This is a genomic window from Sphingopyxis sp. (assembly GCF_040216815.1).
Lineage (GTDB): Bacteria > Pseudomonadota > Alphaproteobacteria > Sphingomonadales > Sphingomonadaceae > Sphingopyxis.
The window spans coordinates 174,621-200,617 of the sequence record NZ_JAVJOJ010000006.1; the positions used below are offsets into that span (position 1 = coordinate 174,621).

The 25,997-nt window shown below is 65.1% G+C and carries 23 protein-coding genes and 1 tRNA gene; 8 read left to right on the forward strand and 16 right to left on the reverse strand.

The window, feature by feature from the left end; genetic code table 11:
* Window positions 1-5: 5 nt before the first annotated feature.
* From RIA72_RS09695 to RIA72_RS09725, 7 genes are all read right to left on the reverse strand, one after another.
* Window positions 6-1,145 (reverse strand): acyl-CoA dehydrogenase family protein, encoded by a 1,140-nt coding sequence (locus RIA72_RS09695; protein ID WP_350031979.1) that lies wholly within the window; start codon window positions 1,143-1,145, stop codon window positions 6-8.
* A gap of 111 nt (window positions 1,146-1,256) precedes the next feature.
* Window positions 1,257-2,450 carry an acyl-CoA dehydrogenase family protein gene (locus tag RIA72_RS09700; RefSeq protein ID WP_350031980.1) on the reverse strand — a complete coding sequence of 398 codons (1,194 nt, stop codon included), beginning with the start codon at window positions 2,448-2,450 and terminating at the stop codon, window positions 1,257-1,259.
* 149 nt (window positions 2,451-2,599) lie between these two features.
* Window positions 2,600-3,493 carry a PAS domain-containing protein gene (locus RIA72_RS09705; protein ID WP_350031981.1) on the reverse strand — a complete coding sequence of 298 codons (894 nt, stop codon included), beginning with the start codon at window positions 3,491-3,493 and terminating at the stop codon, window positions 2,600-2,602.
* 120 nt (window positions 3,494-3,613) lie between these two features.
* Window positions 3,614-5,242: a TadG family pilus assembly protein gene (locus tag RIA72_RS09710; protein WP_350031982.1), complete on the reverse strand. Its 1,629-nt coding sequence runs from the start codon at window positions 5,240-5,242 to the stop codon at window positions 3,614-3,616.
* Between the two features lie 2 nt (window positions 5,243-5,244).
* Window positions 5,245-5,688, reverse strand: coding sequence for a TadE/TadG family type IV pilus assembly protein (locus RIA72_RS09715; RefSeq protein WP_350031983.1), 444 nt, complete (start codon window positions 5,686-5,688; stop codon window positions 5,245-5,247).
* Window positions 5,689-5,858: 170 nt separating this feature from the next.
* A complete protein-coding gene (gene yghU / locus RIA72_RS09720) occupies window positions 5,859-6,734 on the reverse strand; it encodes a glutathione-dependent disulfide-bond oxidoreductase (protein WP_350031984.1) in 876 nt (291 codons plus the stop codon).
* A gap of 76 nt (window positions 6,735-6,810) precedes the next feature.
* On the reverse strand, window positions 6,811-7,989 hold the full coding sequence (locus tag RIA72_RS09725) for a CaiB/BaiF CoA transferase family protein (protein ID WP_350031985.1): 1,179 nt from the start codon (window positions 7,987-7,989) through the stop codon (window positions 6,811-6,813).
* A 144-nt stretch (window positions 7,990-8,133) separates the two neighbouring features.
* Between RIA72_RS09725 and RIA72_RS09730 the strand changes: the two genes are divergently transcribed.
* The 3 genes from RIA72_RS09730 to RIA72_RS09740 all read left to right on the forward strand — a co-directional run bounded on the left by RIA72_RS09730 (window position 8,134) and on the right by RIA72_RS09740 (window position 13,310).
* On the forward strand, window positions 8,134-11,367 hold the full coding sequence (locus RIA72_RS09730; RefSeq protein ID WP_350031986.1) for an amidohydrolase family protein: 3,234 nt from the start codon (window positions 8,134-8,136) through the stop codon (window positions 11,365-11,367).
* 79 nt (window positions 11,368-11,446) lie between these two features.
* Window positions 11,447-11,536 (forward strand) — tRNA-Ser (locus tag RIA72_RS09735).
* 211 nt (window positions 11,537-11,747) lie between these two features.
* Entirely contained in the window at window positions 11,748-13,310 is a 1,563-nt protein-coding gene (locus RIA72_RS09740) for a hypothetical protein (RefSeq protein ID WP_350031987.1), read from the forward strand.
* A 47-nt stretch (window positions 13,311-13,357) separates the two neighbouring features.
* Here the strand turns inward: RIA72_RS09740 and RIA72_RS09745 are convergent, their stop codons facing one another.
* Window positions 13,358-13,984 carry a Yip1 family protein gene (locus tag RIA72_RS09745; protein ID WP_350031988.1) on the reverse strand — a complete coding sequence of 209 codons (627 nt, stop codon included), beginning with the start codon at window positions 13,982-13,984 and terminating at the stop codon, window positions 13,358-13,360.
* 179 nt (window positions 13,985-14,163) lie between these two features.
* Between RIA72_RS09745 and hspQ the strand changes: the two genes are divergently transcribed.
* Window positions 14,164-14,538: a heat shock protein HspQ gene (hspQ, locus tag RIA72_RS09750; protein WP_350031989.1), complete on the forward strand. Its 375-nt coding sequence runs from the start codon at window positions 14,164-14,166 to the stop codon at window positions 14,536-14,538.
* An 8-nt stretch (window positions 14,539-14,546) separates the two neighbouring features.
* On the opposite strand, the gene RIA72_RS09755 is transcribed toward hspQ, so the two are convergent.
* Window positions 14,547-15,419: an ABC transporter permease gene (locus RIA72_RS09755; RefSeq protein ID WP_350031990.1), complete on the reverse strand. Its 873-nt coding sequence runs from the start codon at window positions 15,417-15,419 to the stop codon at window positions 14,547-14,549.
* A 119-nt stretch (window positions 15,420-15,538) separates the two neighbouring features.
* Here RIA72_RS09755 and RIA72_RS09760 point away from each other — a divergent pair, with 119 nt between their 5' ends.
* Window positions 15,539-16,228 (forward strand): GcrA family cell cycle regulator, encoded by a 690-nt coding sequence (locus RIA72_RS09760; protein ID WP_350031991.1) that lies wholly within the window; start codon window positions 15,539-15,541, stop codon window positions 16,226-16,228.
* Window positions 16,229-16,237: 9 nt separating this feature from the next.
* Window positions 16,238-16,636, forward strand: coding sequence for a PaaI family thioesterase (locus tag RIA72_RS09765; RefSeq protein ID WP_350031992.1), 399 nt, complete (start codon window positions 16,238-16,240; stop codon window positions 16,634-16,636).
* A gap of 149 nt (window positions 16,637-16,785) precedes the next feature.
* Here RIA72_RS09765 and RIA72_RS09770 read toward each other — a convergent pair whose 3' ends face one another.
* Window positions 16,786-17,619 carry an outer membrane protein gene (locus RIA72_RS09770; RefSeq protein WP_350031993.1) on the reverse strand — a complete coding sequence of 278 codons (834 nt, stop codon included), beginning with the start codon at window positions 17,617-17,619 and terminating at the stop codon, window positions 16,786-16,788.
* Window positions 17,620-17,788: 169 nt separating this feature from the next.
* Between RIA72_RS09770 and parE the strand changes: the two genes are divergently transcribed.
* Together parE and RIA72_RS09780 are read left to right on the forward strand one after the other, a co-directional pair.
* Window positions 17,789-19,768: a DNA topoisomerase IV subunit B gene (gene parE, locus RIA72_RS09775; RefSeq protein WP_350031994.1), complete on the forward strand. Its 1,980-nt coding sequence runs from the start codon at window positions 17,789-17,791 to the stop codon at window positions 19,766-19,768.
* Between the two features lie 91 nt (window positions 19,769-19,859).
* Window positions 19,860-21,164, forward strand: a complete 1,305-nt coding sequence (locus RIA72_RS09780; protein ID WP_350031995.1) for a serine hydrolase — start codon at window positions 19,860-19,862, stop codon at window positions 21,162-21,164.
* On the opposite strand, the gene RIA72_RS09785 is transcribed toward RIA72_RS09780, so the two are convergent.
* The 6 genes from RIA72_RS09785 to RIA72_RS09810 all read right to left on the reverse strand — a co-directional run bounded on the left by RIA72_RS09785 (window position 21,133) and on the right by RIA72_RS09810 (window position 25,920).
* Complete coding sequence (locus RIA72_RS09785) at window positions 21,133-21,924, reverse strand: LysR family transcriptional regulator (RefSeq protein ID WP_350031996.1); 792 nt, start codon at window positions 21,922-21,924, stop codon at window positions 21,133-21,135. The genes RIA72_RS09780 and RIA72_RS09785 overlap by 32 nt on opposite strands.
* Window positions 21,921-22,322: a Co2+/Mg2+ efflux facilitator ApaG/CorD gene (gene apaG / locus RIA72_RS09790; protein ID WP_350031997.1), complete on the reverse strand. Its 402-nt coding sequence runs from the start codon at window positions 22,320-22,322 to the stop codon at window positions 21,921-21,923. Before apaG ends, RIA72_RS09785 begins: the two co-directional genes overlap by 4 nt.
* Before the next feature lie 17 nt (window positions 22,323-22,339).
* Window positions 22,340-23,545, reverse strand: coding sequence for a trans-sulfuration enzyme family protein (locus RIA72_RS09795; protein WP_350031998.1), 1,206 nt, complete (start codon window positions 23,543-23,545; stop codon window positions 22,340-22,342).
* 13 nt (window positions 23,546-23,558) lie between these two features.
* Entirely contained in the window at window positions 23,559-24,632 is a 1,074-nt protein-coding gene (gene leuB, locus RIA72_RS09800) for a 3-isopropylmalate dehydrogenase (protein ID WP_350031999.1), read from the reverse strand.
* A gap of 155 nt (window positions 24,633-24,787) precedes the next feature.
* Window positions 24,788-25,540: a DNA repair protein RecO gene (gene recO / locus RIA72_RS09805; RefSeq protein ID WP_350032000.1), complete on the reverse strand. Its 753-nt coding sequence runs from the start codon at window positions 25,538-25,540 to the stop codon at window positions 24,788-24,790.
* Window positions 25,528-25,920: a PaaI family thioesterase gene (locus RIA72_RS09810; RefSeq protein WP_350032001.1), complete on the reverse strand. Its 393-nt coding sequence runs from the start codon at window positions 25,918-25,920 to the stop codon at window positions 25,528-25,530. The genes recO and RIA72_RS09810 overlap by 13 nt, the downstream gene beginning before the upstream one ends.
* Between the last annotated feature and the right edge of the window lie 77 nt (window positions 25,921-25,997).

A 25,997-nucleotide genomic window follows, 5' to 3' on the forward strand; every position in this document is an offset into this window, starting at 1 on the left:
ATCCATCAATCCGCAAGCGTCAGCCGCTCATATCGGTCGATGTGATAGTCGGCGCTGCCGAACTGTCCCTCGATCATCGTGGCGCGCTTGAAATAATGGCCGATGGCGAGTTCCTGCGTGATGCCGATACCACCATGCGTCTGGATCGCATTCTGCCCGACGAACTTCGCGCCGCGCGCGACCTTGCTCTTCGCCGCGGACACGGCCGCCATACGCTCGTTCGCGGCCAGACCGAGTTTCAGCGTGCCCATGATCGTCATCGAACGCGCCTGTTCAACCTCCATGAACATGTCGACCATGCGGTGCTGAAGAACCTGGAATTTGGCGATCGGGACGCCGAACTGCTTGCGCTGCTGCGTATATTCGAGCGTGCCTTCGTGAAGCTTCTGCATCACGCCGGTCGCCTCGGCGCAGACCGCCACTGTCGCTTCGTCGACAATCTGTTCGATCAGCGGCAGCGCGGCGCCTTCGCCGCCCAGCAACGCATCGCCGGGAATGGCGACATTTTCGAAATAGATTTCGGACGCGCGGCTGCCGTCGACCGTCGGATAGTCGCGGCGGACGATGCCCGGCGTCTTTGCGTCGATCAGGAACAGCGAAACACCGTCGCGATCGCGATGGCCGCCGCCGGTGCGCGCGGTGACGAGCAGGTGCGTCGCCCAGGGCGCGGCATAAACGACGCTCTTGTGCCCGTTCAGCACATAGCCCGCGCCATCCTTCTTCGCACTCGTCTTGAGGTTCGCGAGGTCATAACGGCCCTGCGGCTCGGCGTAGGCAAAGGCGATGATGGCGTTGCCCGCGATGATTTCGGGGATGATCGCATCGGCCTGCGCGCCGCCCACGGCCTTCAGCGCGCCGCCCGCGATCACCACGGTCGGAAGATAGGGCTCGATCCCGATGACCTTGCCCAGTTCCTCCATGATGATCGCATTTTCCAAAGCGCCCCCGCCGAGCCCGCCATGCTCTTCGGCAAAGGGCGCGCCGAGCATACCGAGGTCCTGCGCCAGCGCGGTCCAGATCGCGGAATCGCGGCCGCTGTCCGAATTGATGAACTTTTGCCGCGTTTCAAAGTCATAAGTGTCGGCCAGAAAGCGCGACAGCGTGTCGCGGATCATGTCCTGCGTTTCGGTGTAGGTGAAATCCACAATCTTATCCTCTTTTTCACCGTCATCCCGGCGACGGCCGGGATCTCGCCGCAGCATCATTGGCGAGAGGTCGAGATCCCGGCCTTCGCCGGGATGACGTCGATTATCTGATCAAAGGCCCAGAACCATCTTCGCGATGATGTTGCGCTGAATCTCGTTCGATCCGCCATAAATGGTCGTCTTGCGCATGTTGAAATAGGTGGGCGCGGCGCGGTGGGCATAATCGGGCCCGATCGGATGCTCGTTGTCGCCTTCTCCGAAACCGCGGAAATAGGGGGCGCCATAATGGCCGACGGCCTCGAGCGTCAGTTCGGTCAGGCGCTGCTGGATTTCGCTACCCTTGATCTTGAGCAGGCTCGATTCGGGCCCCGGTCCCTTCCCCGCATTGGCGCCGGCAAGGCTGCGCAATTCGGTGAATTCGAGCGCCGTCAGATCGATCTCCAGTTCGGCGACCTTGCGCTTGAAAAAGGGGTTGGCGAGAAGCGGCTTGTCGCCGTCGACCTCGGTACGCGCGATTTGCTTCACCTTCTCGATCCCGCGCTTCGACGCAGCGACGCCCGCGATCCCGGTGCGTTCATGGGCGAGCAGGAACTTGGCGCAGGTCCAGCCCTTATTCTCTTCATAGACGCGCTGCGAAACGGGGACGCGGACATCCTCCAGCCACACTTCATTGACCTCATGCTCGCCGCCCAGGGTGATGATCGGGCGTACCGTGATGCCGGGCGATTTCATGTCGATGAGAAGGAAGCTGATGCCTTCCTGCTGCTTCGCGTCCTTGTCGGTGCGGACAAGGAAAAAGCCCCAGTCGGCATGCTGCGCCAGCGTGGTCCAGGTCTTTTGACCATTGACGATATAATCGTCGCCGTCGCGAACCGCCGTGGTGCGGAGCGAGGCAAGGTCGGACCCCGAACCGGGTTCCGAATAACCTTGGCACCACCAATCTTCGCCCGACAGGATGCGCGGCAGGAAATGCGCCTTCTGCTCGGGCGTGCCGAAGGTATAGATTACGGGGCCGACCATCGCGAGGCCGAAGGGCATCAGGCGGACGCAGTCGGCGCGCGCGGTTTCTTCGGACCAGATGAAGCGCTGCGTCGGGGTCCAGCCGGTGCCGCCGTATTCGACCGGCCACGCCGGTGCGATCCAGCCCTTTTTATGCAGGATTTTATGCCAGAGGAGAAAATCCTCCTTGGACAATTCCTCGCCCTCATCCTGCTTGCCGCGAAGCTCCGCGGGGTAATTGTCGGCGATGAACTGGCGGACTTCCTGCTGAAAGGCCAGATCTTCGGGGCTGAACTCCATGTCCATATCGATTCTCCCATTGGGCACTGGCGCCTCTATATCGAGCGCTCACCTTTACGTAAACGGCAAGTTGCAGCTTGCAACGTTTCCTGGGGAATGATCGCGCGGCGCGGCCGACTTGTCCAGCGCGGACGCCGAAGCGACCGGGGCTGGATTCAGCGCGGAGTGACGACGATCATCGCGCCTTCGCTGGCATAGGCGCTGCGGATCTCGGCGATCGACAGCATGACCGGGACCATTTTCCCCTCGCGCGTCATCAGCTCGGTGGAAAGCCGGGCGGGTTGGCCGGTCCGAAAGATCGTCTCCAGCGCCTCGACAAAGGCCTGGCGCTGGCGGACGGGCAACAATGCCGAAAAGCGCACGCGGCGGATTGCCGTCGCATCGACCCCGACCATCGCCGTCAGCCGATCGTTCGCCGCCTCGATCGTCTCCCGCACCGAAATCTGCGCATGGCCGACGGCGCCGCTCGCCTCGATCGCCCGGAACAGGGCACATCTGGCGTCGACCGCCGCATGTTCGTCCATCGCTGCGCTCACGTCGCGCAGGACGATGGCCCCGCCCGTCGGAACGGGTAGCAGGTCGACGCGCAGCCACTGCCCCGGCCGCAATATCCCCGGAATGTCGCCCGTAAAGCGTTCGCGATGGTCGATCAGACGCGCCAGACGATGCATGAGCAGGCTGGTTTCGAGCCCCGGCAACGCCTCCGCCAGCGCGCATCCGATCAGGTCCGACGCGGGCCGCTCCAGCATATCGCATCCCGCGGGATTGACCGCCGCGACGCGCCGTTCGCCATCGACCAGAAACACCGCGTCGCGGATCGATTCGACAAGCCCCGCCAGCGAGGCTTGCAGCGCGTTGTCGCGCGCGGCGACGGCGCCCGCGCCTACGTCGCCGAGCCGGCGATAATCGTCGAGCGAGATCAGCACATGGGCATCCTTGCCATGGTGCGTCACCACGACGGGTTTGCGCGCCGCCTGCAGGCGCCAATTGGCAAAGCCGCGAATGAAATCCGCCGCCGAGACTCGCTGTGGTTCCTGCGCCGTCGCCACTCGATACCTCCGATCACCCAATATCCTTTGCCCCTTATGGCGCAGGGTCCATCGACATTGGATCGGGAAAGGATGATTTGCGGGGCCATTATGTCCTGAATGGCGCCAAAAAGCGGATGATCAGACCAGCCGCGCGCGGCCGCACCGCAGCGCATTGACCCGCGTGTCCGCCTGACCGACATGCAGGCCGAGCAGGCTGGTGAGGTCGCCCAGAACGCTGTCGAGCACCGGCGCGGCCAGTTCCACCGTTTCGCCCACCACCTTGGTCAGCGCGCCCAGGTTGAGCCCCAGGCCGAGGACGTTGACGTCGAGCTCGATATCATCGGCAAGCGATTCCGCCGCCCCGGCGGCCAGCCCGCTGCTCGATACCGTCTTCACCGTCCCCTCATCGATCTCGCCGCGCGAAAAGGCGACGGGCTTTTCGGTAAGGTCGGACAGCGTCATTTCCGCCTGCGCGTCGATGCTGACGAGCGGCAATTTGACGAGCCGCGCGGGTTTCGGGGTGAGCGGGCGCCGCATGTCGGCGAAATCGCCAGCCTCGACGCTGCCGATCGCGACCATCGCGGGCGATGTCACGACGCCCAAGGTCACGGCGGCGCCGACGTTCGGGGCGCAGTCGATCTCCGTGATCCGCGCCGATGCCGAGCCGAGCTCGGCAAGCAACGGGATATGCACGCGCGCGAGCGGGGTGGTGACGCGCGTGTCGATCTTCAATCGTACCTGGGCGGTGCGAATGACGACATCGTGGGTGTCGGTCACGGCGATCAGCGGCGACTCCGCCGGCGGTTCGCCAACCACCAGCGCGACGTCGACCCCCGACCCGCCGGGCAGCTCGCTTGCGAGCGACAGGTCGACCTGCCGGTTCGCGCTGCCCAGAAGCAGCATCGCGCGCAGCAGGCTGAGCGCATTGACCTTGACCGGGTTCGCGGCATCGACGCGAATGCTCGACGATCGCGGGCCAAGGTCGATGGCGCGCGAGGGGATCAGGCTGCGCGGCAAGGCGGCATTGGCAATATGTTCGAGCGCGGTTGCCGCCTCGCCGTCGGATGCCCTTGCCAGCGCCGATACGGCCTGCGGCAGCGTCACCTGGCTGTCGAGCGTCTGCCCAAAGGTCAGGACCTCGGCGCCCACTTCGGTCCGGAGCGCTTCGGAAAAGGCGAGCAGGTCGATGTCGGCGCTGGCGAGCGCATTATAGTCCATCACAGACAGATTGACCGTGCTGCCGGTCAGCCCCGACAGCAAAGCATTGGCCACCCCGCCATTGAGGGCGGCAACGCGCGACCCCAGCGAAAAGGCGGCATAGCCGCGCCGCGCGCCCGTCGCGGTAGCGCGAATGATGCTGTCGGGCCGTCCGGTGAGGAAGCCGCCGAAGAACAGCGGGCGATCCTGGGTCAATGTGATCCGCACGGCGTTGGGCGCCGCGCCGCCCGCCGCGAAGCGTGCTTCGGCGTTGCGCGCCGGATCGGCGGTATAGGTACCCGTCGCCAGCGTCTCGATCCGGATGACGCACGTGCAGTTGGCGGCGATAATCCGCTCCGCCGCCGCGCGCTCCTCGCCCGGCCGGGCCGCTGCCGCCAGCACCGCCGCGTCGGCAATTCCCTGCAATTTTCGCCGGTCGAGGTAGAGCGAACCGACATCGACCGCGAGCGCCGCGGCGCCGATCAGCATCGGCATACCGACCGCCGCGGTGATACTGATGCCCGCGCGGCGGCAGGCGATCAGCGCGGCAAGGAGCGGGCGGATCGCCATGCTCAATCGACCGGCAATTCAAAGGTCGCCTGCGCGCGGATCACATGATCGGGCGCCGGCACGAAGACCGACCGCAGGAAGTCCGACTCGGCGGCGGTAAAGGTCACGGCGACGGTGATCGCCTCGGCGGTTTCGGACACGGCGACGCTGTGCGTTCCCGCCGTGCTGTCGATGCTCCGCGCCACCGCGCGCTGTGCGACCGCGCGGCGATCGGCGGCGTCGAGCCCGACGATCGCGGCGCGCGCGCCATCGTTCGCCGCCTGCTGCACCATGTGCGCGAGCATGAAATAATGGCCATAGACCAAGATGCCCATCAGCAACGCGAGGAGCAGCGGCAACACCAACGCCATTTCGACGATGGCGGCGCCGCGCTCCCCGCGCGCCAGGGTCGCTCCAGTCAGGGCGATCGGGCGGACTATCCGCGAAATTCGGGTCGAGGCCGTCATGCCGGTCAGTATCGCGGCATCGCGTGAAAAGGGCGTCGAGAGGTCCCGACGCCCATTTTACGCATTTTACGCAAGTTCCGGCGTCGCTGGTGGCGCGCTATCCGGCGCAAGCGCGTCCTGCTTGCCGGGACGTTAACGCACGCCCCGCCGCGGCTTGCCGAAAATCCCTATTATTCGGCCGCTTCCAGCTTGTCCTGCGTGCGCAGCTCGAAATCCGTTGCGTCGTGGCGTTCGCGAAGCTGGCTCGCCGGGTCGCCCGTCACGCGATTAACCATCCGGCCGCGCTTCACCGCCGGGCGCGCGGCAAGCTGGTCGGTCCAGCGCAGAACATTCTTATATTCCTGCACCTGCAGAAATTCGCCCGCGTCATAGACGATCCCCTTCACAAGCGCGCCGTACCAAGGCCAGATCGCCATGTCGGCAATCGTATAGTCGCCGCCCGCAATATATTCATGCTCGGCGAGTCGGCGATCGAGCACGTCGAGCTGGCGCTTCACCTCCATCGCATAGCGGTTGATCGGATATTCCTGCTTCGTCGGTGCATAAGCATAAAAATGGCCGAAACCGCCACCGAGGAAGGGCGCGCTGCCCATCTGCCACATCAGCCACGACAGCGTTTCGGCGCGCTTGGCGGTATCGGTCGGCAGAAAGGCGCCGAATTTCTCGGCCAGATGGATCAGGATGGCGCCCGATTCGAACACGCGGATCGGCTCGGCGCCGCTGCGGTCGATCAGCGCCGGAATTTTGCTGTTCGGGTTGGCACCGACGAAGCCGCTCGAAAACTGGTCGCCCTCGCCGATGTTGATCAGCCACGCGTCATATTCGGCGCCACTGTGCCCCGCGGCGAGCAGCTCCTCCAGCATCACCGTCACCTTCACGCCGTTGGGCGTACCGAGCGAATAGAGCTGGAGCGGGTGTTTGCCGACGGGCAATTCCTTGTCGTGCGTCGGTCCCGCGACCGGGCGGTTGATGTTGGCGAAACGCCCGCCGCTTTCCTTGTCCCACGTCCAGATTTTCGGCGGCACATATTCGCTGGTGTCGGTCATCGGGAGGCTCCTTGGTTGATTTTTATACCGGTCGGTAACGTAAGTTGCCGTGCCGCGGCTGTCCACCCTTGCCCGGTCAAATTATATTATCGGCGCGCAAAGCCGCAATCGCAGCGGCGTCATAGCCGAGTTCGGCCAGAATGGCCTCGCTATGCTCGCCAAGCTGCGGCGCGCGCCGCGCCGCCGCCTTGTCGCTCGCCGAAAGCCGGATCGGCGCACGGATGACGGGAACCTCGACCGGCGCGCCCGGATAGGCGACGGGTTCGACAAGCCCCATCGCGGCGACCTGCGGCTCGGCGAGCGCTTCGCTCGGGCGGAGCACGGGCGCCGCCGGTACGCGCGCGGCGCCCAATTCGGCGATCGCCTCCGCGCTCGTGCGCTCGATGCACCATCGCTGCATGATCGCGCTCAGCGCTTCACCATTGTCGCCGCGCAATATGTCGCTCGCATAACGCGGGTCGTCGACCAGTTCGGGGTGGCCGACAAGCCCGGCCCAGCGCTTGAAGATGCCGCTGCCGACGATTTGCGTCACGATCCAGCCGTCGCGGGTGCGAAACAGGTCGGTGGGGGCGGAGCTGAAGCTGCGGTTGCCGATCGGCTGGCGCTCGACGCCGTTCAGCGCGTGGTCGATCGTAAGCGCATTGGACAGCGCCAGCGCGGTGCCGAGCAGCGATCCCGACACGCATTGCCCCTTCCCCGTCGCTTCGCGCTCGCGCAGCGCGAGCAGGATGCCGAAGGCACAGTGCAGCGCGGTTCCGAAATCCACATAATTGACCTGCGCGCGGTAAGGCTGATCGGGTGTGCCGGTGAGGTGCACCGTCCCCGACATCGCCTGTCCCACCGCGTCGAAGCCGACGCGGCTCGCCAGCGGACCTTCGCTGCCGAAAGCCGATGCGGTCGCAAGGATGATCCGCGGGTTGATCGCGGCGAGGCTGTCGTAATCGAGGCCGAGCTTCACGAGCGCATCGTGCGGCAGATTGGCGACGACGACATCGGCGGTTGTCACCAGGCGGCGGACGATCTCGCGGCCCTCCGCACTGCCGGGTTTCAGCGTCAGACAGCGTTTGGCGCGATTCATCTGCATAAACATCGCGCCCGAACCGTCGCCGGCGACCGGCACCGTATAGCGATCGTCGTTGCCCCCCGGCGCCTCGATGCGGATCACGTCGGCGCCATAGTCGGCGAGCAGCGCCGCGCAATAAGGCCCGGCGATATAGCGTCCGAAATCGAGCACCCTGATTCCCGTCAGCGGCACATGCGTCCCTCTCCTTCTCTCGCTTTGGTCAATGGCGCTAGCAGCCGCCCGTCGAGCCGGCCAGCGCCTTCGTCGAAAGCTGCCGCTTGCATGTTCATACGCCGATCATATGGTCGGCACATAATTTCAAACGGGGATAATTTCATGGCGCGCTTCGCTCTCGCCCTTGCGGCGGCTCTGGCTTGTTCGACTTCGGTGTGGGCGCAGAGCGCGCCCGATGCGGGCTCTCAGAAAGACGAGAAATGGGACGTCAACGCTCCGCCGGGCATGACGACGCGCACGGTTCCGATCGCGGTCGACGAAGGCAGCTGGATGAACATCGACGTCGCCCCCGACGGCCGCACCATCGCCTTCGACCTTTTGGGCGACATTTACACGATGTCCATCGACGGCGGCACGCCGACGCGCATCGCCGAAGGGCTCGCCTATGAGCATCAGCCGCGCTTCTCGCCCGACGGGACGCGCATCGCTTTCGTCTCCGACCGCGGCGGCGGCGACAATATCTGGATCATGAACCGCGACGGCAGCGACAAGCGCCAGCTGTCGAAGGAGGATTTCCGCCTGCTCAACCAGCCAAGCTGGTCGCCCGACGGCCAGTTTATTGTCGCCAAGAAGCATTTCACCACCGGCCGTTCGCTCGGCACGGGTGAGGTATGGATGTATCATGTTTCGGGCGGGGCCGGTGTGCCGCTGGTCAAGCGCCCCAACGAACGGCACCAGAAGGAACTCGGCGAGCCCGTTTTCGCGCCCGACGGCAAAAGCGTCTATTACACGCGTAACGTCACGCCGGGTCCGATCTTCGAATATGCGCAGGACAGCAATGGCGACCTGTTCCATATCGAACGCTATAATCTGGGCGATGGCGAGGTCAGCACCGCAGCTTCGGGGCCGGGCGGCGCCGTGCGCCCGACCCCATCGCCCGACGGCAAGCACCTCGCCTTCGTGCGGCGCGAGGGGACGCTCTCAAAGCTGTACGTAAAGGATCTGGAATCGGGCGCCGAGACCAAGCTCTATGACGCGCTCGACCAGGATGTCCAGGAAACCTGGGCCGTTACCGGCGTCTATCCGAACATGGCGTGGACGCCCGACAGCCGCGACATCCTCTTCTGGGCGGGCGGCAAGCTGCGCCGCGTTGGCGCGAGCGGCGGCGAGGCGCGGGTCATTCCCTTCACGATCAACGACGAGCGCGTGATCGTCGACGCGACGCATCCGGCGGTCGAGGTCGCCCCCGACAGCTTCACCACCAAAATGCCGCGCTGGGCCGAAGTGTCGCCCGACGGACGCAGCGTCGTCTTTGAAACGCTCGGCAAGCTCTGGGTCAAACCCGCCGCAGGCGGCACCGCCCGGCGGCTTACCGCGGCGAAAGACGCGGCGATGGAATTGTGGCCGAGCTGGTCGCGCGACGGCAAGTCGATCGTCTTCGTCCGCTGGACCGACCGGGGCCTCGGCGAAATCCATGTCACCGGTGCGGACGGCGGAAGCTCACGCAAAATCACGGCGACGCCCGGCCATTATGCCGAACCGCGTTTCTCCCCCGACGGCAAGACGATCGTTTTCGAACGGCGCGGCGGTGGCGGGCTGGTATCGGGGCGGTGGGGCGAAGATCCCGGCGTCTATCGCATCGCGGCAACCGGCGGCGCTGCCGAGCGCGTCTCCAGCGACGGCGCCAAACCGCAATATGGCGCCGCAAACGACCGCATCTTCATGGTCGCATCGGCCGACGGCAAAAGCCAGCTCGTCAGCACCGGGCTGAACGGTGAGGACAAGCGCGTCCACGCCAGCGGCGAGCTGGTCAGCGATTATGAAATATCGCCCGACGGCCGCACCCTCGCCTTCCGGCAGAATTACGACGCCTATGTCACTCCGTTGATGCCCGGCGGGCAGGATGTCGCGCTCGGCACCAAAAGCGCGGCGCTGCCGGTAACGCGCGTGTCGGGCAGCGGCGCTGACTATATCCACTGGTCGAATGGCGGCGGCCGTCTGCATTGGAGCCGCGGCGCGACGCTGTTCAGCGCCGACCTGTCCCGCCTTCTCGCGACCGCGCCCGCCGACGACAAGGCGCCCAAATTCACCCCGCCCACCGAAGGTATTTCGCTGGCGATGACGCAGGCGACGGCGAAGCATAAGGGCACCCTCGTCATTACCGGCGCCCGAATCGTGACCATGGCCGACAAGGACGGCGGGGTGATCGACAATGGCGCGATCCTCATCGAAGGCGACCGCATCGCTGCGGTCGGCCCGGCGGGCGCCATCACCGTCCCCGCGGGTGCCGTGACGATCGACGCCACGGGCAAGACGATCATCCCTGGCTTCGTCGACGCCCATGCCCACGGCCCGCACGGCGCCGACGAGCTGGTGCCTCAGCAGAACTGGTCGGAAATCACGAACCTCGCGATGGGTACGACGGCCAGCCACAATCCCTCGTCACGCGCTTCGGAAATCTTCGTCTCGTCCGAAATGCAACGTGCGGGGCTCATCCTCGCGCCGCGCATCTTTTCGACCGGCGAGATCATTTATGGCGCCAAGGCGGCGGGGGTCTATGCCGAAATCAACGGCTATGACGACGCGCTCGCGCATGTGCGCCGGCTGAAGGCGCAGGGCGCCAACAGCATCAAGAACTACAACCAGCCTCGCCGCGATCAGCGGCAGATGGTCGTCAAGGCCGCGCAGGCCGAAGGGATGACCGTCGTGCCCGAGGGCGGCTCGCTCTATACGATGGACGTTTCGCTCATCCAGGATGGCAATTCGACCGTCGAGCATAATATCCCGCTGCACGTCTTTTACCGCGATCTTGTGCAATTATGGGGGCAAACGCAGGTCGATTATACCCCTACGCTTGTCGTCACCTATGGCGGGCCCGCGGGCGATCCCTATTGGCGCGCGCACACGAACGTCTGGGAGCATCCCATCCTGACGCGGCATATCCCCCCGGCCGAGCTCGCGGCGAACAACAAGCGCCGCGTGATCGCGCCCGAAAGCGACTATGTCGACGACGATGCCGCGCGCCAGGCGGGCAAGATCGCCGCGGCAGGCCGCATGGTGTCGATCGGCGCGCACGGCCAGCAGGCGGGGCTCGGCGCGCACTGGGAAATCTGGTCCTTCGTACGTGGCGGCTGGAGCCATATCGACGCCCTTCGTGCCGCGACGATCATGCCCGCGACCTCACTCGGCTATGCCCGGGATGTCGGGTCGCTCGAGGCGGGCAAGCTCGCCGATCTCATCATCCTCGACGCCGATCCGACGCAGGACATCCGCAATACCGAGAAAATCCATCGCGTGATGCTCGGCGGACGGCTCTATGATCCGCTCACGATGAACGAGACCCAAACCGGGGACCGCAAACGCGCGCCCTATTGGTGGGAGAGCGACCGGCCCTGAATGTGGCGCGGCCGTTCTTTTTGCAACGAGAGGGTTGCAAGAGCGACGGACCGCCGCTAGGGGCGTCTCCTCTCAACGAGGAGAGTTGGCTGAGTGGTCGAAAGCGTCGCACTCGAAATGCGAAGTGCCGGCAACGGTACCGAGGGTTCGAATCCCTCACTCTCCTCCATTTTTTCCCCGGCCGCCTATATTCCTCATCTTTTCGAGGAGACGACCGACAAGCGCCGCGGGCACGATTTTGGTAGGACACCCTCCCGATATTCGCTGCCGCTTGCCGCATCCAATTCTGTTTGATGCCTGTACAGCCGAGTCATCGGCGATACACCCGGCGACGTGCAATCTATCGTCCTCATCTATGTCGGTCGCGGAGTGCCATTGGAATGAAGGGGTTCGATTTGTCTTTTGGCGAAGGTCGATCCCAACGATTGTCAAGACGCCGCTTCCTAAAGGCAACGGGCTTCGCCGCCGCCGTGTCCCCGGCCATGGCCTGTGCCTCGCAAAACACCACCAGCCTTACCGCTTTCGGTGGCGTCGGTGACGGCGTTACCGACAATTACGACGCAATCCGGCGAGCCCTTTCGGCAATCGGTCCGTCCGGCAGGCTTTATGTCCCGCCGGGCCATTTCAAGCTATATGATGATCGAGCTTTTCAGGGCGCCCCGCCGCTCACCCTGGGCAGTGCGCAAACGATTTTCGGCGACGGCCGGCGATCCATTCTCGATTTTTCACGGCGTAATCTGTCGGCATTTTATGGGTTGGGCATCGCCGGGCGCGGTGTTCGGATCGAAGGGCTGGAGTTTCGGTGCGCATCGAGCCGCCCCGGCTGGACAGCCGCTGTTGCGATCACCGAGGACTCGCGCGACGTGCTCCTTCGCCAGCTCGCCTTTATCGGCGTGGAGGGGCGATCGGGGCATTACGGCGTATTACCTATCGGCGCCGACCTCGATCATTTCTCGATGGAATCCTGTCACTTTCAGGGGCTCGATTTCGGATTCCTGCGCGGGACGTCCGATACGGCTCATTACAGACATCTGAGCTTTATCGATTGCGTCGGTATCGACTGTACCGAGGTGATCGAGATCAACGCACCGGGGCTGTTGTTTGTGAATACGCGGGCCGGGTCGAGCGCCATTGATCGTATCGCAGACTCCGACGGGAACCTGGTGAAAACAACAGGGCTGAAGGCGGGACAGTCGATCCGGTGCAAAGCCTTTCCGGCCGGCGCAAAGGTTGTCGGACGGGACGCGTCGGGAAGACTGATCCTCAGCGCGCCATCATCATTATCGTCCCCGCCGGGCCGGCCGTTCCGGCTTTCGGCCGGCGGAGCCACCCATGGGCGAATAAGCAACCTGGTTGTAAGGGACATCGCCCAATGGGCGGTCGGCATGGCCAATTGCGACGATTGGGACGTGGATGTGAGGGGCGACAATATCGGCTACGAGCTTGTCCACATCGAGGACGCGAGCCGTAACATCCGCCTTCGCGTGTCGGGGTCGAATACCAATTTGAAGCCGGGCGTCGTGGGTAGCCCGAAAGCCGAAAACGGCATGGTCCAAATCCTGACGGGCAGTCACAATATTCGGGTCCAGTTCGACGCGGTCGACCTTCGCCGCTCGCTCTCGCTCGCCCCTGTCGGTATTTGCGTGCAGCCGGGCGGTGTCATGGGCACGACCGGTCAGGAAGTCGGCCCATCGGCCATCCGAATTGGTGGCGAGCTTCTCTGCGACGACAGGGCGCGCGCGGTTGTGGCATTTGAAAGCGATCTGATTTTCGACGATCTGGCCGTTCTCACATCGCAAACGAGCCACGCGCCTCGCCCGCGAATGCGCCTCGCAGGATGCCGCATCTCCGGAACGGTCCGCACAAACGTGCAACGAAATCTATTGATCGAGCGGGAGGCCAACTCCCCCATCGGCAATATCGAAATCGTTTCCGTTCGATAGATTGAACCTGGCGGCTCGCACCGGATAGTCCGGGGCGCCCGCCGGGATCACATCTGGGCGCCCAGCATCGACGGCGCGGTGATCGAGGCGACCACCGCCCCCACGATGAAGAACAGCACGATCGCAACGATGACGACGACGGCGGTATAGCCGAGCGCCTTGTCCTCGGGCACCTTCATCAGCACCGGCAGGCCAAGGTAGAGGAGATAGAGACCGTAAAGCGCGAACAGCAGCCCGATCAGGGCAAGCGCCGGGATCAGCCCGAAGATGCCGCCGATCCACGCGGCGGTACCCGAATAGGCCGCGACTTTCAGCGCCTGAATTTGATCCTTTTGCCCCCCGAAATTGGGCGCGAGTCCGTCGATGACAAGCGCGAGGATGAAAACAGTCGCCAGCGTCAGGCCATAGGACAGGATGGCCGAGGTGATCGCGCTGCCGATCGGCGGGTGCCACGTCACGCCCAATGCCGAGAAACCGACGAGTTGACCGCCGATCAGCGAGGCCAGCGGACCGATCGCCGCCAGAACAAGGACATAGGGGACATAGATCGACTGCGTCGTCGCAGGTTCGGCGGCGATGACCGGCCATGTCTCTTTCGGCTTGAGCAAAATATCCTTCGCGCGCTGAACGATGCCCGCGGCCGGGCCCGAAGGATTGGGTGGTACGTCAGCCATAATGCTTCTCCCCTGAAGGTGCGGCCTGCAACCCGAACGGGACATGCATGGGGCCAGAGGAGCAACTTAGCCCATTCGGCCAATGCATCTGTAACGCTGATCACAGCCGATTCGGCAAACCGCGGCCGATACGAATGTAACGCACTTGAAACGGACGTAAACAGCCATAGATTGACTTTATGACAGCCGAGTCCCCTGCCGAACTTCCTGCCGCCGTTACTGCGCCGCTCGTCGGCCGCGCGCGCTTCGCGCCGGGCGACATCGTGCGCCACCGCATGTTTGACTTTCGCGGCGTCGTTTTCGACATCGACCCGGTATTTGCGAACACCGACGAATGGTATGAAGCCATCCCCGAAGAGCTCCGCCCCCCGAAGGAACAGCCCTTTTATCATTTGCTCGCCGAAAATGGCGACTCATCCTACATCGCGTACGTCAGCCAGCAGAATCTGGTCGCCGACGGCGATGGCGGGCCGATCGACCATCCGGAGGTGGAAACGATGTTCGACGGCCTCGAACGCGGGCGCTACCGCGTCCGGGCGATCCACCGCCACTGAAGCCGACGTCAGGCCTTCAGCTTCCAGCCTGACGCAAGCAGGCGGTACGTCACCAGCGCCAGTACGACATTGACCGCCACGAGCACCAGCACGGCGGTCGACACCGGATTGTCGATCGTCGCATCGACCGTCCCGATGAAGGCATAGCGAAAGCCCATGATCGCATAATAGACCGGATTGGCGTGCGCGACGCCCTGGAACCAGGGCGCAAGCAGATCGACCGAATAAAATGTGCCCGACAGAAGCGCCAGCGGCGTGACGACGAAATTGGTCACGGCCGCGGCATGGTCGAACTTTTCGGCCCAGACCGAGGTGATGAGGCCAAGAAAACCCAGCATCATCGCACCAAGGACGCCAAAAACCGCGACCGCCCACAGATGATCGACCCCGACATGCACGCCGGGCCAGAACAGCATCGCCAGCCAGAGCGCGAAGCCGACGAGCAAGGCGCGCGTGATCGCGGCACCGACCAGCGCGATGACCAGCTCGCCGACCGCGAGCGGCGGCATCAGATAATCGACGATCGTACCCTGGATCTTGCCGACGAGCAGCGAGAAGCTCGAATTGGCAAAGCTGTTCTGGAGCATCGCCATCATAATCAGCCCCGGCGCGATGAAATCGGCAAAGGGTACGCCGATGACGGTGCGCCCCGCCCCGCCAAGCGCGACCGTGAAAATGACGAGGAAAAGAAGCGTGGTGATCGCCGGCGCCCAGATTGTTTGCAACTGCACCTTGAAAAAGCGCCGCACCTCCTTGACATATAGCGCTCGCATACCCGGCACGTTCAGCGTGAGGATGTGCGGGACGCCGGGTTCGGCAAAAGCCGGAACCGCGCGAACATTTGCCGAGTCGGGGTGCGAAATTTGGGGCTGGTCGTTCATGGCGTTCTCGCCTATCGCCTCCCCGATCTTACCGCAAGCTGGGCCGTCGCAATGTCGATCCGTCGGAATCGGAACCGGCACGACAGGCCCGTTGCGGGAAATGATGAGGAATTTGAAGCATGTCATGGACTGACGAGCGCATCGAACAGCTGCGCAGCATGTGGGAAAAGGGCCTGACCGCCAGCCAGATCGCCGACGAACTCGGCGGGGTCAGCCGCAACGCGGTGATCGGCAAGGCGCATCGTCTGGGTCTGAAATCGCGCCCCTCACCCGTCAAGGCGACCGAAAAGGCCGCCCGGCCCGCCAAGGCCGCAGCGCCCGCCGTGCCGAAGGCGTCGCCAGTGGCGGCCGCGCCGCGCCCGGCGGCTCCCGCCGCGCCGCGCCCGGCGCCGGTGGCCGCGCGCCCCGAACCCAAGCCGGTTGCCGAGGCGGCGCGCGAGGATGGCGTCGAGGCCGCGCCCAAGCCCGATACACCGCGCATCGTTTCGATCGGCCCCGGCGGCTTCATCCGCCAGGGACCCGGCGATCAGCAAGCACCGATCCCGCCCGCGCCGCCGCGCCGACTGGTGCCGGCGAAGCCGAGCCCCGAAATTGCCGACAAGACGAGCCTGCTCGATCTCAACGACCGCATCTGCCGCTGGCCGATGGGACATCCGGGCGAGCCCGATTTCCATTTCTGCGGCGAAGCGGTCAATCCGGGATTTCCCTATTGCGTCGAACATTGCGGTCGCGCCTATCAGGCGCAGCTGCCGCGCGGCACGCGCCGCCCTCCGCCACCGCCGCCCTTTGGGGGCCCCAGGGTTCGGTAAGGGCGTCCGGTGAGGCCCTTCGGCCAGGATTTCGAATTTGCGCGCGCGCTCGGCCTGCAAATGGTCGAACGCGGCGACGGACGCTGCACGATGGCGATCGACATCGAGCGCGAGCGGCATTTCAACCCGCAGGGGGTCGCGCATGGCGGGGTCGCCTATTCGCTCGCCGATACCGCGATGGGCGGCGCGCTGTTCAGTACGCTCGACAAGGGTTTCTGGTGCGCGACGCTGGAAATCAAATTCAATTATCACGTCGGCGTGCGTGAGGGGCGACTGATTTGCGAAGCGAGCGTGCTGCACAAGGGCAAGCGCATCGCAAATATCGACGCGCGGCTGTTTCAGCACGACCGGCTGGTGGCGAGCGCCAACGGAAATTTCGCAATCTTTCCCGCGCCCGACCCTCGCTAAGCTCATCCATTCTCTGGGGCTCGTCATCCCGGCGATGGCCGGGATCTTGCCGGGCCGTAAAGAAGTAAGCTTGAGATCCCGGCCTTCGCCGGGACCACAAAAAAGGCGCCGGATCGTCGACCCGGCGCCTTCCTGTCGCTCCCGATAGATCAGAAGCGATAGCTCAGCGTCCCGCGCACGCTGTGCGTGCGGAAATGCGGGTCGCTGCGGCGAATATCGGTGCCGCCGCCGTTCAGCAGGAACGGGTTGGTCGCGGGTGCGGTGCCCGCCCCCACATTGACGACATAGTCGTTGTCCTTGACGTCGGTGTAGAGATATTCGAGGCCGATCCCGATGTTGTTCGTCACCATCAGCTCGGCACCGCCGCCGACCGTATAGCCCCAGGCGTTCGTCTTGCCATTGTCGGCAAAGCTGTTCGCGGTGTTGGTCGTCGTGAACTTGTTGTCGAGCCGCGCATAGGCGCCGCCGCCCGTGACATAGAAAAGCGCGCCGCCGCCGGGCGTATAGCCCGCGCGCAACCGCGCATTGGCCTGATAATCGGCCTCGCGGCTCATCGTGTAGCTCGCCGGCGTGGTCGAAAAGCCGCTGACGCTGTCGCGCGCGACGCTGTGGCCGCCTTCGACCACCGCGCCGAGCACGAAATTGCCCATGCGCTTGTCATAGCCAAGCCGTCCGAAAAACTCGGGGCCGTCCTTGTCGTTGCGGCAACCCATATTGGCGGTGCCGGTAGCCGCCCCGTTGCAGAAGCCGGGGGAAAAGGCGTTGGTTCCGCCAGCGGTGTTGACGGTGTCGCCATAGGTGCCGTCGCGGTCGGTGTCGAACACCAGCGTTTCGCCGCGGTCGTTGCCCTGAAGCGTGGCGCCGCCGCCGATCGAAATATAGGGTCCATCGAAATCCCGCGACGGATCGCGGTTGTCCTGCGCAACGGCCGGAACGGCCAGGACCGATGCCGCCGAAGCGGCGAGGAGAGCTGCGAATTTCATGTTTTTACTCCACTTTTTGATGACTTTGCAGTCGCCCCCTCAACCCGCGGCCGATCACGATAGTTCCTTCAGCGTACCGAAATGCGATGAAGCGATGCCGCCGCGGGCCGGATGAAGCGCGCCAAAACCGCGCTTGCCAGCGCCCTTCCCCGCCCCGTATAGCCAAGGCATGAGTCACGATTTGTTCGACGCCGCGCCCCCCGCTTCCGACAGCTATAACGCTTCGCAGATCGAGGTGCTGGAGGGGCTGGAACCCGTCCGCCGACGGCCCGGCATGTATATCGGCGGCACCGACGAGCGCGCGCTGCACCATCTTGCCGCCGAAGTGATCGACAACAGCATGGACGAAGCCGTCGCGGGTCATGCGACGCGCATCGAAGTCATGCTCGACGTCGGCAACCGGCTTACCATCGTCGATAACGGCCGCGGGATGCCGGTCGATCCGCATCCGAAATTTCCCGGCAAGTCCGCGCTCGAAGTCATTCTGACGATGCTCCATTCGGGCGGCAAGTTCGAGGGCAAGGCCTATGCGACGTCGGGCGGCCTGCACGGCGTCGGCGTCAGCGTCGTCAACGCGCTGTCCGCCGAAACCGAGATCGAGGTCGCGCGCGCCAAGCAGCTCTATCGTCAGCGCTTCGCGCGCGGGCTTCCGCTCGGCCCGCTCGAAGAACTCGGCCCGACCCCCAACCGCCGCGGCACGAGCGTGTCCTTCGTCCCCGACCCCGAAATCTTCGGCGAGCACGGGCGTTTCAAGCCGCAGCGGCTCTATCGCATGGCGCGTTCGAAAGCCTATCTGTTCGCGGGGGTCGAAATCCGCTGGAAATGCGCGCCCGAACTGATCGGCGACGACACGCCTGCCGAAGCGGTGTTTCAGTTTCCCGGCGGGCTTGCCGACCATCTGAAGGAACAGATCGGTACGCGCGAATGCGCGACCGCCGAGCCCTTTGTCGGGCGCCAGGATTTTCCGGGCGATCAGGGGCGCGCCGAATGGGCGATCGCCTGGCCGCTGTGGTCGGACGGGTCGTACAGCTGGTATTGCAACACCATCCCCACCCCCGCAGGCGGCACGCACGAAGCGGGGCTGCGCGCCGCGCTGACCAAGGGGCTGCGCGCCTTCGGCGAGCTGATCGGTCAGAAAAAGGCGGCCCAGATCACAGCGGAGGACGTGTTCAACGGCGGCGAGATGATGCTGTCGGTGTTCATCCGCGATCCGCAGTTCCAGAGCCAGACCAAGGACCGCCTGTCGAGCCCCGAGGCCGCTCGCCTGACCGAAAATGCGGTGCGCGACCATTTCGACCATTTCCTGTCGGACAATATGGACCGCGGCCGCGCGCTTCTGGGCCTCGTCCTCGACCGCATGGACGAGCGCCTCAAGCGCAAGGCCGAGCGCGAGGTCAAGCGCAAGACCGCGACCAGCGGGCGCAAGCTCCGTCTCCCCGGCAAGCTCACAGATTGTGCGAACGACGGCCCCGAAGGCACCGAGCTTTTTATCGTTGAGGGCGACAGCGCGGGCGGCAGCGCCAAGCAGGCGCGCGACCGCAAGACGCAGGCGATCCTGCCGATCCGCGGCAAGATCCTGAACGTCGCGAGCGCCAGCGCCGACAAGATCCGCGCCAATCAGGAAATCGCCGACCTGGCGCTCGCGCTGGGCTGCGGGATGCGTAAGGATTGCGACGCCGATCGCCTCCGCTACGAAAAGATCGTCATTATGACCGACGCCGATGTCGACGGCGCGCATATCGCGACCTTGCTGATGACCTTCTTTTTTCAGGAAATGCCCGACATCGTGCGGAACGGCCATGTCTATCTGGCGCAGCCGCCGCTCTATCGCCTCACCGCGGGCAGCCTCTCCGCCTATGCCCGCGACGACGCGCACCGGGCCGAACTGGAGGCGACGCTGTTCAAGGGCAAGAAGGTCGAGGTCGGCCGTTTCAAAGGCTTGGGAGAAATGAATCCCAACCAATTGAAAGAAACGACAATGGACCCCGCCACACGCAGCCTGCTGCGCGTCACGTTGCCGCAGGAATATGAAGAGCGGCACCAGGTCAAGGATCTGGTCGACCGGCTGATGGGCAAGCATCCCGAACATCGGTTCCAGTTCATTCAGGCCAACGCCGCCAGCCTCGACGAAGCCGCGATCGACGCTTAGCGACGGGAGGGCAAAAATGACAAGGAAGGACACGTCAGCCCGTCGCCGTTTCGCCCTCCCCCTTCTAGCGCTGCTGTTCACGGCCGCGCCGATGATCGCCACGCCACCGGCGCTGGCGCATCAGTCGCCCGGCACGGGCGCACTCGCCGACACCGCCTTCACCCGCCGCGCGAACCAGCTTGTCGATCTGCTCACGGGGCGGATCGCCTTTGCGGACTATTTCGACCCCGGCTTTCAGAAGGCCGTGCCCGAAGCCCAGTTCCGCGCCATCGCGACCAATCTGATCGCCCAATATGGCGCCCCCGTCGCGGTCGATGGCGCGGCGTCGGCGAACGGCTTGTCGGGCACCGTCCAGCTGCGTTTTGAAAAGGGGGTCGCGACGGTGCTGCTCGACGTCGCCGCGGGCGCGGGCGAAAAGGTCGTCGGGCTTCGCATCACCGACGTCGCCATGGCGAACGACAGTTTCGACACGGTCGCGGCAGAGCTGGCGGCCCTCCCCGGACGCACCGGCTTTCTGGTCGCCGAACTTGCCGGGGACGGCTTCGTACCCATCGCCGCGGCCAGCGCCGACCGGCAGTTCGCGGTCGGCTCGACCTTCAAACTCTATATATTGAACGAATTGGCGGCGCAGATCGCCGCCGGCGAGCGCAAATGGTCCGACGTGGTGTCTTTGACGCACGCCAGCTTTTCGTCGGCCGCTACCGCCGGCTGGCCCGTCGGCACGCCCGTCACGCTCCAGACGCTCGCCAACTGGATGATGTCGGTCAGTGACAATGGCGCGACCGACACGCTGATCCACCTGATCGGGCGCGAGCGGATCGAGGCGCGGATGAAAGCGGCCGGGCACAGCGATCCATCGCGCAACATCCCCTTCCTCACCACCGTCGAGGCCTTCGCGCTCAAAGGCAATAATTTCGAGCGCGAGCGCGCGGCGTTCGTCGGCGCGTCCGACGCCGAGCAGCGGCGGCTGCTCGAAGCGCACGCCGGCCGGATGGTTTTGGACAATGTCGACGGGGTGAGTTTTGCGGGTGGCCCGCGTTTCATCGACAGCCTCGAATGGTTCGCCAGCCCCAACGACCTCGCGCGCGCGTTCGTCGACCTGCGCGCGCGACAGTCGGCGGAGGCCATGGCGGCCATCGCAATCAACAACGGCGTCGGACCGGCGGCGGCCGCCGACTGGGCATGGCTCGGTTACAAGGGTGGATCGGAAACCGGTGTGTTGTCGATGAGCCTGCTCGGCCAGCGCAAGCGCGACGGCAAATATATGGTCGTGATCGCCAGCTGGAACGATCCCGACGCGCCGGTGGCGGCCGAAACGATGGTCGCGCTGGTCAAGCGACTGCTCGCGCTCGCGGCGAAACAGGTCAGGCCGTCAGCGCCGCGACCAGCGCCTTGACCTTTGCCTGCCGCCACTGCGGCGTCGGCGCGACGAGCCAATAGCCGCGTTTGACCGCGACGGCCTCGCCCACCTGCCGCACGCGGCCGGCGGCAATGTCGCTCTCGGCAAGCATCGCGGGGACATTGGCGTGACCCAGCCCGTTCGCGGCGGCATCGATCGCGAGTCCGGCGTCGCCCAGCCGCAACGCGGGTTCGCCATCGGCAACGGGGCAGCCCGGCCAGGCGATGCGCGTGTCGCTGCCCGCCCCCGGCCCCGCGACCGTCACCATCAACGGCTCGCCCAGTGCGACGCCTTCATGGTCGCCCGCGCCGTCGGTCCAGAAAATCGCGAGGTCGAGGTTGGCTTCGGTGAAATCGATCCCCGCGTCCGCCGACACCAGGGTAAAGCGCACATCGGGCGCCTGCTGGCTGTAGCGCGCGAGGCGCGGCGCCAGCCATTTGGCGGTCAGGTCGCGCGGCGCCGCGATCGTCAGCGATTGCGACGATTGCCCGGCCTGCATCGCGCGCACCGACTCCTCGAATTGCAGGAATCCCTGCCGCAGTGCATCGAGCCCCGCCTGCGCCTCGCCCGTCAGTTCCAGCCCTTTGGGCGTACGGCGGAACAGCACGACGCCCAGCATGTCCTCGAGCGCGCGGATCTGTTGTCCGACCGCGGCGGGTGTCACCGCCAGTTCGTCGGCGGCGCGCGTAAAGCTCAAATGACGGGCAGCGGCGTCGAAAACGCGCAGCGCGTTCAGAGGCAGGTGCGTACGCTTCATGACGCGGTGGCGGGGGCCACAAGCGGAAAGAGCGGAATAGCGACGAGCATCTGCGATCCGTCGCCGAGTTCCATCGTATAGCTGCCGACCATCGATCCTTCGGGGGTGGGCAGCGGACAGCCCGAGACATAGTCATACGCACCGCCGGGCGCGATCAGCGGTTGCTCGCCAACGACGCCTTCGCCTTCCACTTCGCTGATCTGACCGCGCCCGTCGCTGATTCGCCAGTGCCGCGTCAGCAGCTGCACCGCCGTATCGCCATGATTTTCCACCCGGACATGATAGGCCCAGAACCAGCGGCCAAGCGCCGGGTGCGACTGTTCGGGCAGATAGCTTACGGCGACACGCACGGTGACGGGGCCGGTGGTCGCGGCAAAGGGGAAAAAGGAGTCGATCATCTCCACCCCAGATTCGCCTAAAGCCCCACCTGGGTCAATGCCTGGTCCAGATCGGCAATGATGTCGCGCGGGTCTTCAAGACCGATGTTGATGCGCAGCATCCCTTCGACAACACCCATGTCGGCCCGCGCCTCGGCACTGACGCCATAATGGGTGGTCGAGGCGGGGTGACAGCAAAGACTGCGCGAATCGCCGATATTGTTGGAAATATCGACAAGTTCGAGCGCATTGAGCAGCGCCATCGCCTGTTCGCGGCCTTCGAGGACGAAGGAAAAAATCGGCCCGCAATCGTCCATCTGACTTTTCGCCAGATTATGTTGCGGATGGCTCGGGAGGCCGGGGTGCAGGATCTTTGGCACGCGGCTTTCGACGAACTTGCCCACTGCGAGCGCATTCTCGGACTGGCGCCGCGCGCGCAGGTCGAGCGTTTCGAGCCCCTTCAGCACCACCCAGGCGTTGAACGGCGACAGATTGGGTCCGGTGTTGCGCTGAAACGGCAGCAGCACCTCGGTAATGAACTTCTCGGTTCCGCAGACGGCGCCCGCCAGCACGCGCCCCTGCCCCTCCATCAGCTTGGTCGCCGAATAGGCGACGACATCGGCGCCGAAATCCATCGGACGCTGGAGCACGCTCGTCGCAAAGGCATTGTCGACCACCGTGATGATGCCGTGCGCCCTCGCCAGCGCGCAGACATGCCGCATATCGACGATGTCCATCGTGGGATTCGCCGGCGTTTCAAAGAAAAAAACCTTGGTGTTCGGCTTGATCGCCTTTTCCCACGCGTCATTGTCGCGCCCATCGACCACGCTCGTCTCGATGCCGAAGCGGGGGCAGAGATGGTCGACCAGCCAGCGGCACGACCCGAACGCCGCCTTCGCCGCGACGATATGATCGCCGGCCGACAATTGGCAGAGCAGCGCGGCGGTCATTGCCGCCATGCCCGTCGCCTGCGTCCGGCAGGCTTCCGCCCCCTCCATCAGCGCGATGCGCTCCTCGAGCATCGCCACCGTCGGATTCTGGAGGCGCGAATAGGTCATGCCCTGCGCTTCGCCCGCGAAGCGCGCGGCGACTTCCTCGGCGCTGTCATAGGTATAGCCGGAGGTAAGGAAGAGCGCCTCGGACGTCTCGCCATGCTCGCTGCGCCAGGTTCCGCCGCGCACCGCCTGCGTCGCGGGGTGCCAGTGGCTCGTCCTGCTGCGATCGAAACCCGTCGTCTTTTTCATTCTTTTGTCCGTATCACGAGATTGTGAGTGCCGAAACCACGGCATCGCCGAGCGCCGCGGTTCCCATATTGCCGCCGAGGTCGGCGCCGCGACAGCCATCGGCGAGCACCCGGCCCACCGCCGACTCGATCCGCGCCGCGCTTGCCTCGTCGCCAGCCGAATGGCGCAGCAACATCGCCAGCGACAGGATCATGGCAAGCGGATTGGCGATGCCCTTTCCGGCGATGTCGGGCGCGCTCCCGTGGATCGGTTCGTAAAGGCCGCGCGTGCCGTCGCCGAGCGACGCCGACGCCAGCAGTCCGATCGAACCGACGCACATCGACGCCTGATCGGACAATATGTCGCCGAACAGATTGCCCGTGACGATAACGTCGAACTGACCCGGATTGCGCACCAGCTGCATCGCGGCATTGTCGACATACATATGGCTGAGCTCGATGTCGGGATATTCTGCCGCAACCTCGATCACCACGTCGCGCCACAGCTGCGAGGTTTCGAGCACATTCGCCTTGTCGACCGAGCAGAGCCGGCCCCTGCGGCCCTGCGCCGCGCGAAAGGCCACATGCGCGATGCGCCGCACTTCGCTTTCGCCATAGGCCATGACGTCATAGCCTTCGCGCTCGCCATTCGCGGTGGTGCGCATACCCTTTTCGCCGAAATAGACGTCGCCGCCCAGCTCGCGGACGATCAGGAGGTCGATAGCCGACGCGATCTCGGGCCGCAGCGCCGAGCTGTCCTCAAGCCCTGCGAACAGCTTTGCCGGACGCAGGTTGGCGAACAGGCCAAGCTCCGAGCGAAGCCCCAGGATCGCCTGTTCGGGGCGCAGGTGGCGCTCGACCGTATCGAAGCGCGGATCGCCGACAGCACCGAACAGAATCGCGTCGGCGGCTTTCGCCTTCGCCAGCGTTTCCGGCGGGAGCGGGTGGCCGGTCACTTCATAAGCCGCCCCGCCGACGAGCGCGCGGTCGAGCGTCACCGGGATCGCTAGCCGGTCAAGGACCTTTTCGGCCTCCGCCATGATTTCCGGACCGATACCATCGCCAGCCAGCAGCAGGATTTTCAATTCAGGACCCCTTCGCGGATTCATTGTGCCGTGGCGACAAACTTCCCGCGTCCCCGCGAAGGCGGGGCCCCATCACGTGCCGGTTCCACGGGGGCGCCGACCGGAGATGGGCTCCCGCCTTCGCGGGAGCACGGAGCTTGTCGCTCAGGGACGCCGCCGCTCTAGGCAGCGCCGCCGCCTCACGCAACCGCCCTCTTCAGCCGATCGATCAATCTTTGCCTCACGCCCGCCAAGTCGCGGTTGCGTCCGTCGAGCAGGTCGCGGTCGATAAAATGGCCGGTGATCGTCAGGAAATCGAGCACGTCCGTCATCGTCGGTTCGCTCTCCGCCGCATCGGCATGGTCGTGCCGCAGGAAGGGCGGCAGGCGGAGCAGCCGCTTTTCATAACCCGCCGCCGCCGCCGCGCTCACCGCGCGGCCGCTTTTGGGGCTGACGAACGCCAGATCCTCGCGCACTCCCGTCGCGACGCATTCGCCAAGATCGAGCCCGAAGCCCAGCTCGGCGAGCAGCAGCAATTCATATCGGCCGAGCGCGAGGGCCCATTGCCGTGCCGAGGGCGCGACGCCGATTGCCTCCAGCACCGCCGCCAGAACCGCATAGAGCGCGGGATAGGGTTGCCCTTCGGGCAGCGTCGCCGCGGTCAGGCTCGTCACCCAATCGATCGCCGCCGCCGCCAGCGGCTCGGCGAGCAATGGGGCGCGGCTCGTCTGCAATTCGACCGTCGCGCCGCCGAGCTGCTCTTCGCTGCGCGCGCGCAGCTCGAGCGCGACAAGATTGCCGGGCACCAGCACCGGCCGCAGGCGTCGCGACCGCCCGCCGCGCACATATCCCGCGACCAGCCCCGCCTCATGCGTCAGCGCGCGCAGGATCGCGCCATGCTCGCCATGCGCGCGCACCGCGCAGACGATCGCGTCGGCGATCAGGCTGGCCAAAGCACCATCTGCGTCTGCGTCACCAGCGCAACCTCGGCTCCTTCCGCGGTGCGGATGCGCGTCTGCCATACCGACAGCCGCTTGCCGATCTTCACCGGGATCGCTTCGCCGACCAGCACCGATCCGACCGGTCCCGCGCCGAGGAAATTGGTCTTGCTTTCGATCGTCGTCGTGCCGGTCGCGCCTTCGGGCAGGGTCAGGAAAGCGCCCACCGCGCCAAGGCAGTCGGCAAAGGCCATGATCGCGCCGCCGTGGACGATCTGCCCCGCGGTGCAGATTTCGGGCCGGACGGGCAGCTTGCCCGCGACGCGATCCTTTCCGGCTTCGTCGATGGTGACGCCCAGCGTTCCCGCGAGTGGCATGGTGGCGGCGAAATCCATAGTCTCGGCTCCTACGCAAGCCCCTCCCCTTCAGGGGAGGGGTTGGGGTGGGGCCATCGGCCTTGCGCTAGGCCGCT